11 protein-coding genes are annotated in these 12,616 nt (G+C 68.8%); 4 read left to right on the plus strand and 7 right to left on the minus strand.

From position 1 onward, the window contains the following. Nucleotides 1–97 precede the first annotated feature (97 nt). Nucleotides 98–3,532 (minus strand): DNA translocase FtsK, encoded by a 3,435-nt coding sequence (locus ACYQML_RS14500; protein ID WP_461233178.1) that lies wholly within the window; start codon nucleotides 3,530–3,532, stop codon nucleotides 98–100. Nucleotides 3,533–3,818: 286 nt separating this feature from the next. Between ACYQML_RS14500 and ACYQML_RS14505 the strand changes: the two genes are divergently transcribed. From ACYQML_RS14505 to ACYQML_RS14515, 3 genes are all read left to right on the plus strand, one after another. Further along, nucleotides 3,819–5,876, plus strand: a complete 2,058-nt coding sequence (locus tag ACYQML_RS14505) for an NAD(+) synthase (protein WP_461233179.1) — start codon at nucleotides 3,819–3,821, stop codon at nucleotides 5,874–5,876. A gap of 66 nt (nucleotides 5,877–5,942) precedes the next feature. Then, nucleotides 5,943–6,170 (plus strand): hypothetical protein, encoded by a 228-nt coding sequence (locus ACYQML_RS14510; RefSeq protein ID WP_207413444.1) that lies wholly within the window; start codon nucleotides 5,943–5,945, stop codon nucleotides 6,168–6,170. Between the two features lie 92 nt (nucleotides 6,171–6,262). After that, nucleotides 6,263–6,658: a PilZ domain-containing protein gene (locus tag ACYQML_RS14515; RefSeq protein WP_461233180.1), complete on the plus strand. Its 396-nt coding sequence runs from the start codon at nucleotides 6,263–6,265 to the stop codon at nucleotides 6,656–6,658. Between the two features lie 4 nt (nucleotides 6,659–6,662). Here ACYQML_RS14515 and ACYQML_RS14520 read toward each other — a convergent pair whose 3' ends face one another. After that, nucleotides 6,663–7,109 carry an HIT family protein gene (locus ACYQML_RS14520; protein ID WP_056427585.1) on the minus strand — a complete coding sequence of 149 codons (447 nt, stop codon included), beginning with the start codon at nucleotides 7,107–7,109 and terminating at the stop codon, nucleotides 6,663–6,665. Nucleotides 7,110–7,222: 113 nt separating this feature from the next. Between ACYQML_RS14520 and ACYQML_RS14525 the strand changes: the two genes are divergently transcribed. Next, nucleotides 7,223–8,167, plus strand: coding sequence for a cation diffusion facilitator family transporter (locus ACYQML_RS14525; RefSeq protein WP_461233181.1), 945 nt, complete (start codon nucleotides 7,223–7,225; stop codon nucleotides 8,165–8,167). A gap of 3 nt (nucleotides 8,168–8,170) precedes the next feature. Here the strand turns inward: ACYQML_RS14525 and ACYQML_RS14530 are convergent, their stop codons facing one another. The 5 genes from ACYQML_RS14530 to ACYQML_RS14550 all read right to left on the minus strand — a co-directional run bounded on the left by ACYQML_RS14530 (nucleotide 8,171) and on the right by ACYQML_RS14550 (nucleotide 12,411). Further along, nucleotides 8,171–8,659, minus strand: coding sequence for a glutathione peroxidase (locus ACYQML_RS14530; RefSeq protein ID WP_461233182.1), 489 nt, complete (start codon nucleotides 8,657–8,659; stop codon nucleotides 8,171–8,173). After that, nucleotides 8,656–9,816, minus strand: a complete 1,161-nt coding sequence (locus tag ACYQML_RS14535; RefSeq protein WP_461233183.1) for a M20 aminoacylase family protein — start codon at nucleotides 9,814–9,816, stop codon at nucleotides 8,656–8,658. Before ACYQML_RS14535 ends, ACYQML_RS14530 begins: the two co-directional genes overlap by 4 nt. Then, complete coding sequence (locus tag ACYQML_RS14540) at nucleotides 9,813–11,072, minus strand: GNAT family N-acetyltransferase (RefSeq protein WP_461233184.1); 1,260 nt, start codon at nucleotides 11,070–11,072, stop codon at nucleotides 9,813–9,815. Before ACYQML_RS14540 ends, ACYQML_RS14535 begins: the two co-directional genes overlap by 4 nt. 110 nt (nucleotides 11,073–11,182) lie before the next feature. Further along, entirely contained in the window at nucleotides 11,183–11,941 is a 759-nt protein-coding gene (locus tag ACYQML_RS14545) for a glycerophosphodiester phosphodiesterase family protein (RefSeq protein WP_461233185.1), read from the minus strand. Further along, nucleotides 11,938–12,411 carry a RidA family protein gene (locus ACYQML_RS14550; RefSeq protein ID WP_056427607.1) on the minus strand — a complete coding sequence of 158 codons (474 nt, stop codon included), beginning with the start codon at nucleotides 12,409–12,411 and terminating at the stop codon, nucleotides 11,938–11,940. The genes ACYQML_RS14545 and ACYQML_RS14550 overlap by 4 nt, the downstream gene beginning before the upstream one ends. Between the last annotated feature and the right edge of the window lie 205 nt (nucleotides 12,412–12,616).

Genomic DNA, 12,616 nt, shown 5'->3' on the forward strand with positions numbered 1-12,616 from the left:
GCGGGGCTCCCTCTCCCGTGTGGGAGAGGGTACCCGCGGTACATCTCGTTCTTCGATGATCAGCCGGTTCGACGGAATCGGTCCAGCGGATCACGTCTCACTCGTCATCGTCCATCATCGACGAGGACATGGAGATCGACCCCATGCTGGACGGCGCGGTTTCCATCAGGATCTCGCGTTTGCCGGCGTGGTTGGCTTGGCCCACGATGCCCTCGACCTCCATCCGCTCCATGATCGAGGCGGCGCGGTTGTAGCCGATCTGCAGGCGGCGCTGGATGTAGCTGGTGGAGGCCTTGCGGTCCCGCATCACCACCTGCACCGCCTGGTCGTAGAGGTCGGCCCCCGCATCGATCCCGCCGCCCGCATAGGCCCCGGCATCGAAGATCGGCGCATCGATCTCCTCGGCCTCGGCAGCCGCCGCCTTGTCGGCCTTGGAGGCTTTGGCCGGCTTCTCCTCGGGCGGGTTCTCGTCCACGGTGACGGCTTCGAGATAGGACGGCCGGCCCTGGCGCTTGAGGTGGGCGACCACGCTCTCGACTTCCGAATCCGAGCAGAACGGGCCGTGGACACGGGTGGTGCGGCCACCACCCGCCATGAACAGCATGTCGCCCTGGCCCAGCAGCTGCTCGGCGCCCATCTCGCCGAGGATCGTCCGGCTGTCGATCTTGGACGTGACCTGGAAGGAGATCCGGGTCGGGAAGTTCGCCTTGATCGTGCCGGTGATGACGTCCACCGAGGGACGCTGCGTCGCCATGATGAGGTGGATGCCGGCGGCACGCGCCATCTGCGCGAGACGCTGGATCGCGCCTTCGATGTCCTTGCCCGCCACCATCATCAGGTCGGCCATCTCGTCGACCACGATGACGATGTAGGGCAGGGCCGAGAGGTCCATCTCCTCCGTCTCGAACACGGCCTGGCCAGTCTCGCGGTTGAAGCCGGTATGGATCTCGCGGGTGATGATCTCGCCCTTGGCCCGCGCTTCCGCCATCCGGGCATTGTAGCCGTCGATGTTGCGGACCGCGATCTTGGACATCTTCTTGTAGCGCTCCTCCATCTCGCGCACGGCCCATTTGAGGGCGATGACCGCCTTCTTCGGGTCGGTGACGACGGGGGAGAGCAGGTGCGGGATGCCGTCATAGACGGAGAGTTCCAGCATCTTGGGGTCGACCATGATCAGGCGGCACTCTTCCGGCTTCATCCGGTAGAGGAGCGACAGGATCATGGTGTTGATCGCCACCGACTTGCCCGAGCCGGTGGTGCCGGCCACCAGCAGGTGGGGCATCTTGGCGAGATCGGCGATGATCGGTTCGCCGCCGATATTCTTGCCGAGGCACAAAGCGAGCTTGTGCTTGCTGATGCAGAAATCGGCCGAGGACAACAGCTCGCGCAGGTAGACGGTCTCGCGGGTCTCGTTGGGCAGTTCGATGCCGATGACGTTACGGCCGGGCACCACCGCCACGCGGGCCGAGACAGCCGACATGGAGCGGGCGATGTCGTCCGAGAGGCCGATGACGCGGCTCGACTTGGTGCCGGGGGCCGGCTCCAGTTCGTACAGCGTCACGACAGGGCCGGGGCGCACGGCGAGGATGTCGCCGCGCACGCCGAAATCCTGCACCGTTTGCTGGAGGTTCAGCGCGTTCTGCTCCAGCACGTCGGCATCGACCTCCTCGGTGCCGGTCACCGGCGGCTCGGCCAGCAATTCCAGCGAGGGGTGCTCGTAGTCCTCGTTCTCCACCAGCGACATCGGCGTGTGCCGGCCGGCCGGGATCAGCGTGGCGCGGGGCTCGGGGAAGATTGCGCGGGACGGGGACGGGGCAGGCGGCGGGGCCGGCAGGGCGAGGACGGGAGCCGGGGCTTCCTCCATCTCGACCGGTGCGGCGGCTTCGGGGACGGCCGGCGCTTCCGCCACCTGAGGCTCGGGCTCCGGAGCCGGGGCGGCGGCCTTAGGGTTGCGCAGCAGGACCGGGCGCGGCGGCAGCGGCGTGAAGACCGGAGCGGCCCTGGCAGGGGAGGGGGCCTGCATCGGAGTGGCTTGCGCGACGGAGGCGTCCATGACGGGAGCTTCCGCGACGGGGGGCTGCATCACCGGAGCTTGCATGACGGGAGCCTGCGCCACCGGGGCGGCGGGCATGCGGGCCGGGCGGATCGCCGCGCGGGCGGCCATGGCGGAGACGGCAACCGAACGCTGGGGAGCCGGCCCGGTCTGCTCGATGACGAGAGCCAGGGTGGCCGCCTCGGCGACCTCGGCGACGCGGTCCTCGTGGCTCGGCTCGTCCCTGACGGGCGCGGACTGGCCATAGTCTTGGCCGTTATCCTGGCCATTGGCGGGCAGGGGCGCGCCGCCGCGGTCGAACCGCATCAGCCGGTCGAGGACGTAGACGGGGCTGGGCGGCAGCGGGCGCAGGAGCGAGATGTCCACGGGCGGCGAGACCATGAAGGGTGAGGTCTCGTCCTCCTGCGCGCTGACCGGAGCGAGATCCGGCACCGGAGACATCTCCGGCACGGGAGAAACTTCCGGCACGGCCTGAGCCACAGCCTCGTCGGAATCGGCCTGGATCGCCGACCATGTCTCGACGGCGGTCGAATCCTCGCCATCGAACCAGGCGCGCATGGCGGCCCAATCCGGAACCTCGGTCCAATCGCGGTCGACGGGCAGCGGCGCCGGCTCGGCGGCGGCCACCGGCTCGCTCACCGATACGGGGATCGGAAGGGGCTCATCGACGATGGCGGCGAGGACGGCCTGCGGGCGACGATCGGGCGTGCGGAAGAAGCGCACGCCGGGCGGCGGGGTATAGGGCTGGCGCCACAGGGGCTGCGGCGGCTCAGGGGGGATCGCGGCGAGAAGCGCGGCCTCGGCCGCCTCCTGGGCGGCACGTTCCGCTTCCGCGGCGGCGAGGGCGGCGCGTTCGGCGGCCTGCCGTGCTTCGTCCTCGGCCTGCCGCGCGGCGCGGACTTGCTCCTCCTGCGCCAGGCGCTCGGCATCGAGCGCCCGCTGGCGACGCTCCTGCAGCACCGGATCCGGAGTGCGGGTGTAGCGTACCGCCGGGGCATCCTGCTCGGGCGCGGAATGGGCCGGCGCGTCGTAGCCCTCCGGGGTGATGGAGGCGGGACGACGCGGCGAACGGATCAGCACGCGCGGGCTCGATGCGCCGTGGTCGATCCGGCTCTCGCCGGTCGAGTCCATGGCCGCGATGCCCGAGGAACGGGCGAGATCGGTTGTGGCGCGGTCGTCGAAGACGTGGTCCGGCCAGGCCTGCGCCTCGGCCCATTTGCCCTGCTCCAACCAAGGCTGGGCGTGGGGAGCGGGGGCGTCGTGCACCATGTCCCGGGGGGCCGTGAGCCAGGATTGCGCCGGGCGCGGCGAGACCAGGCTCGGGCGCTGGGGCGGTCCGGCGAGGCGCCGGGTCAGGCTTGCGCGCAGGCTGATCAGCCTGTGCGCGAGGGCGCCCAAGGTCAGGCCGGGGCGGTCACCACCGCGTCCGGGCCGAGAGGGATCACGATGAGAATAGGGAGGCCGTCCCGATGCGCGCATGATGCTCTGAATTGACTCGTAGGGTACCGGTCCGCGTCCTCGACAGGAGCGGTTCTTCCCCAAGCTAGGGCCAACGTCGTTAACAGACGCTTGCCCGTATCCCGCGAAGTGTCGGATTGCCGAGGGAACGCGACGCCGCCTCCCCCTGGAGCCCCGGCGCGTAACCGGTTAGGTTAGGGAACCCAATGAAGCGCTTCGGATCACACGGGTTTCCCTCGGCGACCCTGCCGGTCCGTCCCCGCGCCATGCAGATAGTGCGTCACACTCGCTAGAGGCCCCCTGCCCCTTGGCCGAAACGACACGAAGAACCGCCTTCAAGTCCCTCTATCGTCACGGTTTCGCCCGTGTGGCGGCCTGTGCCGGGCGTAGCCATCCGGCCGACCCGGAGAGCAATGCCGATGGAATTCTGTCGCTCGCCGAGGAATGCCATCGAGCGGGAGCGGTCCTCGCCGTGTTCCCGGAACTCTGCGTCTCGGCCTATTCCATCGAGGACCTGCTGCTTCAGGCGACCCTGCTCGACGCGGTGGAGACGGCGATCACCCGCATCGTCGCGGCCTCGACCGAGCTGACCCCCATTCTCGTGGTCGGCGCGCCTCTGCGCTGGCGCCAACGGATCTACAATTGCGCGGTCGCCATCCACCGGGGCCGGGTGCTCGGCGTGGTGCCCAAGAGCTACCTGCCGAATTACCGGGAATTCTACGAGAAGCGCCATTTCGCCTCCGGCGCCGGTCTCCTCGGCGAGTCGATCACCCTCAGCGGCACTGTCGTCCCCTTCGGACCGGACCTGCTCTTTTCGGCCGAGGACCTGCCCGGCTTCACCCTCGGCATCGAGGTCTGCGAGGACCTCTGGGTGCCCGCCTCCCCCGGCACGGATGCGGCCCTGGCCGGCGCCACCGTGCTCGCCAACCTGTCGGGTAGCCCGATCACCGTGGGGCGCGCGGAATCACGGGCCATGCTCACCCGGTCGGCCTCGATGCGCTGCTCCTGCGCCTATGTCTACGCGGCGGCGGGCCTCGGCGAATCCACCACCGACCTGTCCTGGGACGGCCAGACCAGCATCGACGAGGTCGGCATCCGCCTCGCCGAGGGCGAGCGCTTCGCCGCCGGTCCGGTGGCGACGCTGGCCGATATCGACCTCGATCTCCTGGCCCAGGAACGGCTCCAGACCGGAAGCTTCGACGACAATGCACGCGGGCGTGGGCTGTCCTACCGCACGATCCGCCTCCGGCTCGATCCGCCCTCGGGCGATCTCGGCCTGAGGCGCCGGGTGGAGCGCTTCCCCTTCGTACCGGCCGATATCGGCCGCCTCGCCCAGGATTGCTACGAGGCCTACAACATTCAGGTGGCGGGCCTCGCCCAGCGGCTCGCCGCCACCGGCACGAAGAAAGCAGTCATCGGTATTTCGGGCGGCCTCGATTCGACTCATGCCCTCATCGTCGTGGCCAAGGCCTTCGACAGGCTCGGCCTCCCACGGACGAACATCCTCGCCTACACCCTGCCGGGCTTCGCCACCTCGGACGCCACCAAGGCCAATGCCCACGCGCTGATGGCAGCCCTCGGCACCACGGCGGGGGAGATCGATATCCGGCCGGCGGCGCGGCAGATGCTCGCCGATATGGGCCACCCGTTCGGGCAGGGGGAGCCGGTCTACGACGTTACCTTCGAGAACGTGCAGGCGGGGCTGCGGACGGATTACCTGTTCCGGCTCGCAAACCAGAACGGCGGCATCGTCATCGGCACGGGCGACCTGTCGGAACTGGCGCTCGGCTGGTGCACCTACGGCGTCGGCGACCAGATGAGCCATTACGGGGTGAATTCCGGGGTGCCCAAGACGCTGATCCAGCACCTGATCCGCTGGGTCATCGCTAGTGGCCAGATCGGCGAGGGCGCCAACGTCACCCTGCAGGCGATCCTCGCCACCGAGATCTCGCCCGAACTCGTACCCACGGAGGAGGGCGGCTCGCCCCAGAGCACGGAGGCCAAGATCGGCCCCTACGCGCTGCAGGATTTCAACCTGTTCTACACCCTGCGCTACGGCTTCAAACCGTCGAAGATCGCCTTCCTCTCCCTCCATGCCTGGGGGGATGCGGAGCGTGGCGCATGGCCACCGGACTTTCCCGAGGGCAAGCGTCAGGCCTATGGGCTGCCGGAGATCCGCGCCTGGCTCGGCGTGTTCCTGCAGCGCTTCTTCGGCTTCAGCCAGTTCAAGCGCTCGGCCATGCCCAACGGCCCGAAAGTCGCGGCCGGGGGCTCGCTCTCTCCGCGCGGCGACTGGCGCGCACCCTCCGACGGCAATGCCCGGATCTGGCTCGACGAGCTCGCCCGCAACGTCCCCGAAAACTGATCGACATAGTCCGGTCCGATTATGGCACTATCGGCTGAGTCGGGGTGGCCAGTCGGAGACCGACCGATGCAAAGCTACAACGTGTTCTGCCTGAAGTCCGTCAGCGGCCTGTGCTGCGCGGTACCGGAGTGCCGTGCCGTTCCGAGCTTTCTGAGCGCACGGAACTGGGCGTTCAGCGGACGGCTGAGCGACGAAGCCGAGGCGCCGGCCGATTTCGACGAGCGGGCCGCGACCACGGCGGTGCGCTTCAACGGCTTCTACCTGTTCGAGACCATGGACCGGCGCTTCAACTGAGCGGGCGCGCCCTCACCGCGGCGATCATTCCTTAAGGGGCCCCATGCGAGGGTCCCGCCGGTCGCACCAAGCGGAGCCGGAGACCGGCCGTCATGTCGGACAATCGCAAGGAAGCGCGGCAGAGGACGTTCCTCAAGGGCCGCATCATCTTCAACAACGGCGCGTCGAGCATGGATTGCCTGGTCCGCGACATGTCCGCGACCGGTGCACGCCTCGCGCTGACGGAGACCGCGACCCTTCCGGAGATGTTCGACCTCTTCATCCCCCAGAAGGAGCGGACCTATAAGGCGAATCTGCGCTGGCGCCGCGTCGACGGCATCGGCGTCGCCTTCGCGGACGAGACCACAGCCGCCACTCCCGTTCCGCCGCCCCAGGCCGATCCGGCCGCGATGCTGGCCCTGATCCGTCGCATCGCCGAACTCGAAGCCGAGAACGCCGCCTTGCGCCGGCTGATCGCCGCGACGCCGGCGCCTGCCAGCGTCGCCTGATCGTTCACGCCGCGTCGAGGGCCGCCCGGATCTGCGCCGCGTGGATGCCGAGAAGATCGCTGTCGGCCATCCCCCCCGTATGCCGGCCCAGCGCCACGCCGTCGAAGCGCGGCACGATGTGGATGTGGAGGTGGAACACCGTCTGTCCGCCGGCGGGCTCGTTGTACTGGAAGACCGTCAGGCCGTCGGCCGCGAAGGCCGTCTTCACCGCGCGGGCGACGCGCTGCACGGTAGCAATGGTCGCGGCCAGCGATGCGGGATCCGCATCGAGCAGTCCGCGCGCCGGGGCCTTGGGGATGACCAGGGTATGGCCCGGCCCCTGGGGCATCACATCCATGAAGGCGAGGGTGTGCTCGTCCTCGTAGACCTTGTGGGCGGGAATCTCGCCCCGCAGGATCTTCGCGAAGACGTTGTCGGGATCATACTGCGCAGCTTCGACGTTTGAGGGCATGGGCCGGTCTCCATCGCGGATGTGCGTCTGCGGTTTTCCGGCCGGACCTTGCACAGACTGGCCCCCGGCGTCCACGGCGCGGGGATCGTCCCTTCGATGAGAGTTTCGCCGGCATGGCGCATGAGAGCAACGGCGCGATCTACACCGCCGCAGGGGCCAACCTCGCCATCGCGGCGGCGAAGTTCGTGGGCGCCTTCTTCACCGGTTCCTCGGCCATGCTGGCGGAGGGCGTCCATTCGCTGGTGGACACCGCCAACCAGATCCTCCTCCTCGTCGGCCTGTCGCGGGCCAAGAAACCGGCCGATGCGCGCTTTCCGTTCGGCTATGGGCGCGAGGTCTATTTCTACGCCTTCATCGTGGCGCTGTTCATCTTCCTCGGCGGCGGCGCCTTCGCGGTCTACGAGGGCATCCACAAGATCCACTACCCGGAGGCCTCCGCCGACGCGGTGATCTTCGGCCGCACCATTCCGGGCTTCTGGGTCAACCTCTCGATCCTCGGCTTCGCGGTTCTGGCCGAGGGCTATTCCTGCGCCGTCGCCCTCAAGGCGTTCTGGGCCGAGAAGGGCGATCGGGAGGCGATCACCGCGATCCGCCGGAGCAAGGATCCGGCCCTGTTCACGGTCCTGATCGAAGATGTCGCCGCTCTTCTCGGTCTGACGGTCGCGCTGGCCGGCGTGATCCTCGCCGAATGGCTGCAGATGCCCAGCCTCGACGGCTGGTCCTCCATCGGCATCGGCGCGATCCTGATTGGGATGGCGCTGTTCCTGATGATCGAGACGCACGGCCTCCTCGTCGGCGAGGCGGCCGCCCCCGAGACCGTGGCGGCGATCGAAGAAACGGTGCGGACGGAGCCGGGCGTCCGCCACGTCAACGCGGTACTGACCCAGCATCTCGGCCCCTCCGACATCCTGGTGAATGTCAGCCTCGACATGGAGGACGACCTCAAGGCCGGCGAAGTCGAGGCGATGGTCGGCCGCCTCGATGCCCGGCTGAAGGCGCGCAACCCGGCGGTGAAGCGGGTCTTCATCGAGATCCAGGCGAAGGACTCCGCCGCCTAAGGCTCAGTGCCCGGCCAGGGCCTTCGCGATGTCGCCTTCGAGATCCGCGGGCTTGGCGGTGGGCGGGTAGCGGCCGATGACCTTACCGTCGCGGCCGACGAGGAACTTGGTGAAGTTCCATTTGATGCCCTTGGTGCCGAGGAGGCCGGGCTTCTCCTGTTTCAGATGGGCGAAGACCGGGTCGGTGCCGGCCCCGTTCACCTCCACCTTGGCGAGGACGGGGAAACTGACATCGTAGGTTAGGCTGCAGAACTGCGCGATCTCCCCGGCATCGCCCGGCTCCTGGGCGCCAAACTGGTTGCAGGGGAAGCCGAGCACCACAAGCCCCTTCTCGCGGTGCTTGCGCCAGAGCGCCTCCAGCCCCTCGTATTGAGGGGTGAAGCCGCATTTCGAGGCGGTGTTGACCACGAGCACGACCTGCCCCCGATGCTGGTCGAGGGGATAGGGCGTGCCGTCGGCGGCCTTGGGGGCGAAATCGAACAGGCTGGTCATGCGGCGGTGCGCTTCTCGACGAGGCGGGCGAGGTAGGAGCTGCCCAGGGGAATGATGCTGTCGTCGAAATCGAAGGCCGCGTTGTGCAGGCCGGGCCCCGGCGTCCCGCCGATCCAGGCATAGGCTCCCGGCACCACCATCAGCATGTCGGCGAAATCCTCGCTGCCCATGCGCGGCACTGCGTCGTCGTCGACGCTCGCGGCTCCGAAGATCTCGCGGGCGATCTCGGCCGCCGCGGCGGCATGGGCGGCGCTGTTTTCCAGCACCGAGAACGTGTCGCGGATTTCCACCGCGATCTCGACTCCATGGGCGAGGGCGATGCCCTGGGCGACCTCGCGGATGCGGCGCGAGACGAGCGCGCGCACGCCGGCATCGAAGGTCCGCACCGTGCCGGCGAGATGGGCGCCCTCGGGAATGACGTTGTAGGCCGCGCCCGCATGGATCTGGGTCACCGAGAGCACCGCGCTCTTCAGCGGGTCGGCATTGCGCGAGACGATGGATTGCAGCGCCTGGACCAGGGCAGAGGCCGCCACGATGGAATCGAGACCGCGATGCGGTTCCGCCGCGTGGGCGCCGCGCCCGGTGATGCGGATATCGAAGAAGTCCGCCGCCGCCATCATCGGCCCGGGGCGGATCTTGAGCTTGCCGTGCGGGCCGCTGGGGGTGTTGTGGAGCCCGTAGATCTCGTCGCAGGGGAAGCGCTCGAACAACCCGTCGGCCAGCATGGCGCGGGCGCCGCCGAGCCCTTCCTCCGCCGGCTGGAACACGAACAGGGCGGTGCCGTCGAAATCGCGCGTCTCGGCGAGGTAGCGGGCCGCGCCGAGCAGCATGGTGGTGTGACCGTCATGGCCACAGGCGTGCATCTTGCCCGGAATGGTGGAGCGATGGGGGAGGTTGGTCTCCTCCTCGATCGGCAGGGCGTCCATCTCCGCCCGCAACCCGATGCGGCGGCCAGCGGCCGAGCGCCCCTGCAGAACGCCGACGACGCCGGTTCCGCCGAGCCCGCGATGGACCTCGATGCCGTAGCGCTGCAGCTGCTCGGCCACGAGGTTCGAGGTCCGCACCTCCTCGAAGCCGATCTCGGGATGGGCGTGGATGTCCCGGCGGATCGCCGTGAGGTCGTCGGCGAAGGATCGGATACGGTCGATCGGGCTCATCGGGTCTCCTCGTGATCGGACGGCTCGGGAGCGGGATTCGTGCCGTCCCGGCGGAAAGGGGTCATCTCGCCGAGCACCGAGGCCGCCTCGACGACATGCTCGCGCTCGCGGCGGAGATAGTCGGCGATGGCCCGGCGCAGGGCGGGATCGGCGATGTCGTGCGCCGAATGCATCAGCACCGGGGCGTAGCCGCGGGCGAGCTTGTGCTCTCCCTGCGCGCCGGCCTCGACGCGCTTGAGGCAGCGCCGGATCGCGAAATCGATGGCCTGATAGTAGCAGACCTCGAAATGCAGGAACGGGTGGTCCTCGTTGCAGCCCCAGTTCCGGCCATAGAGCGCGACGTCGCCGATGAGGTTGATCGCACCGGCGATGTAGCGTCCCTCGCGCTTGGCCATCACCAGCAGGACGCGCTCCGGCATGCGCTCGCCGAGCAGGCCGAAGAACGTGCGGTTGAGATAGGGCCGGCCCCATTTCCGCGCGCCGGTATCCGAGTAGAACTCGTAGAACGCATCCCAATGCGCCGGGGTCAGGTCGGCCCCGGTGACGTGCTCGATGGTGATGCCCTGGCTCAGGGCGTCGCGCCGCTCGCGCCGGATCGCCTTGCGCTTGCGCGAGGCCAGGGCACCGAGGAAATCCTCGAACCCGGCATAGCCCTCGTTGGACCAGTGAAACTGCTGGTCGACCCGCTGGAGCATCCCGACCTCCCCGGCCTGCTCCCACTCGCGCTCGCGCATGAAGGTGACATGGATCGAGGAGGCCTTGGTCTCCGCCCGGAGGGCGCGCAATCCGGCGATGAGGGCGGAGGCGGCCTCGTCCACGTCCTGACCCGGGGCGATCAGGAAGCGCGGGCCGGTGACGGGTGTGAACGGTACGCTGACCTGGAGCTTGGGATAATAGGCGCCACCGGCCCGTTCATAGGCATCGGCCCAGCCATGGTCGAACACGTACTCGCCCTGGCTGTGGGATTTCAGATAGCACGGTGCGACCCCGACGAGTTCCCCCTCACGCTCCACCGCCACATGGAGCGGCAGCCAGCCGGTCTTGCGCGAGACGCAGCCGGAATCTTCCAGTGCCGACAGGAAGGCATGGGAGACGAACGGATTGTGGGTCTCGTCGCCCGCCGACAGGGTCTCGGGCGACGTGGCGCAGGCATCCCATTGCGCAGCGGGGATCTGGGCGAGGCCCGTGATGGCGCGGACCTGCAGCATCGGCGCAGGGTCCAGCGCATCCTCTGATGCCGGTCCGGTCTTTTCCATCACCGCAATCTAACCCTGCCGGGCGAGGGGACAAGCGCGAGTGACGAGCACGGCCGTCGCAGGCCCGCGGTTTCAGCGGGCCGACGACGATCCCTCGCCGTCCCGGATGATTACGGCCTGAACCCCTCGAACACCATCTGGTCGGCATGCTCGTGCGCGCGCTGGCGCTGGTCGGGGTTGCGCACCGTCCAGGTCATCACTGGCATCCGGCCGAGATGGCGGCTCAGGAAGGTGGCGGCGCAGGGCAGGTCGTCCACCCGCCAGGACAGGAAATCGGGGCGGCTCGCCTCGAGATGGAGCAGATTGGCGAGCGAATGCCGCAGGCTCTCCGTCATCAGCGCATAGGCCGGGTCGTCCTGGCTGGTCTCGCCCACGATCCCGCGGGGGATCCGAGGCGCGAGGCCGGCGAAGGCTTCAATTAGGGCGGGATCGAAGGACTTCACCGCCACCGGCCCGTCATACTCCACGACGATGGACGCCACGCGCTCGACCAGGCGAAGGTCGCCGGTAAAGCGCGACTTCACCTCGACCACGAGGGGCACCCGGCCGGCGATGGCCGCGAGGGTGTCGGGCAGGGTAGGGATCGTCTCGGAGGAGCCGGCAACCGCCAAGGACTGGAGGGCGTCCGCCCGCGTCTCGGCCACGAGGGCGACGGCGCCGGTGAGGCGCCCGAGCGCCTCGTCGTGGAACACCATGGCCTCGCCATCGGCGCTGATCTGCACGTCGCACTCGATCGCGTAGCCGCCGGCGATGGCGGCCCGCGCCGCCGCCAGGGTGTTCTCGGGGATGCCCGCCGCGCGGTCGTGCAACCCCCGATGGGCAATCGGCCTGGCCGTGAGCCAGGCAGGGGCGTTCGACCCCACCGTCATTTCACCTCGAACATCGCCTCGACCTCGACGGCGGCGTCGAGGGGGAGTTCGGCGACGCCCACGGTCGCGCGGGTGTGCCGGCCGCGATCACCGAGGATCTCCACCATCAGGTCGGAGGCTCCGTTCATGATGCCGGCAAGGCCCGCGAAGGTCGGAACGGCGTTGATGAAGCCGCCGAGCCTGAGGCACTGAACGACGCCGTGGTCGAGATCGCCGATGGCGGCTTGCAGCTGCGCCAGCACGTTCAGGCCGCAAAGCCGGGCCGCTGCGATGCCCTGTTCGGGCGAGACCTCGCCGCCGAGCTTGCCCTTGTGGGCATCGGCGAGCTTTCCGTCTGCGCCGAAGCAGATCTGGCCGGAAATGATGACGAGGTTGCCGGTGCGGATGAACGGCACGTAGTTCGCAACGGGGGAGGCCGCCTTGGGCAGGACCAGACCGAGGGTTTCCAGGCGTTCCTTGACCGTGCTCATCCGTCGTCTTTCCTCAAAGCTGGCCGGGATATCGCCGTGAAGGCGACGGGCGTTCCCGAATGCATGCGGCGGGACTGAGCATGATCGCGCCATCTCGCGCAACCCGCCGGCGTCCGGCCGAGTGGTCGACCAAAGGGGCAGCCAAGTGCCAAGCTCGCAAGTGCCAAGCTCGAGCACCGGGCCAAGCGCCCCGAACATGGACCGG

Source organism: Methylobacterium sp. CM6244 (genome assembly GCF_054817885.1).

What these genes read in the sequence shown, in the direction of transcription:
- ACYQML_RS14545 (WP_461233185.1), bottom strand. Translation starts at nt 11,941, where the DNA reads ATGACGGTGGGGTCGAACGCCCCTGCCTGGCTCACGGCCAGGCCGATT.
- ACYQML_RS14525 (WP_461233181.1), top strand. Translation starts at nt 7,223, where the DNA reads ATGGCGCATGAGAGCAACGGCGCGATCTACACCGCCGCAGGGGCCAAC.
- ACYQML_RS14535 (WP_461233183.1), bottom strand. Translation starts at nt 9,816, where the DNA reads ATGAGCCCGATCGACCGTATCCGATCCTTCGCCGACGACCTCACGGCG.
- ACYQML_RS14515 (WP_461233180.1), top strand. Translation starts at nt 6,263, where the DNA reads ATGTCGGACAATCGCAAGGAAGCGCGGCAGAGGACGTTCCTCAAGGGC.
- ACYQML_RS14540 (WP_461233184.1), bottom strand. Translation starts at nt 11,072, where the DNA reads ATGGAAAAGACCGGACCGGCATCAGAGGATGCGCTGGACCCTGCGCCG.
- ACYQML_RS14500 (WP_461233178.1), bottom strand. Translation starts at nt 3,532, where the DNA reads ATGCGCGCATCGGGACGGCCTCCCTATTCTCATCGTGATCCCTCTCGG.
- ACYQML_RS14520 (WP_056427585.1), bottom strand. Translation starts at nt 7,109, where the DNA reads ATGCCCTCAAACGTCGAAGCTGCGCAGTATGATCCCGACAACGTCTTC.
- ACYQML_RS14550 (WP_056427607.1), bottom strand. Translation starts at nt 12,411, where the DNA reads ATGAGCACGGTCAAGGAACGCCTGGAAACCCTCGGTCTGGTCCTGCCC.
- ACYQML_RS14530 (WP_461233182.1), bottom strand. Translation starts at nt 8,659, where the DNA reads ATGACCAGCCTGTTCGATTTCGCCCCCAAGGCCGCCGACGGCACGCCC.
- ACYQML_RS14510 (WP_207413444.1), top strand. Translation starts at nt 5,943, where the DNA reads ATGCAAAGCTACAACGTGTTCTGCCTGAAGTCCGTCAGCGGCCTGTGC.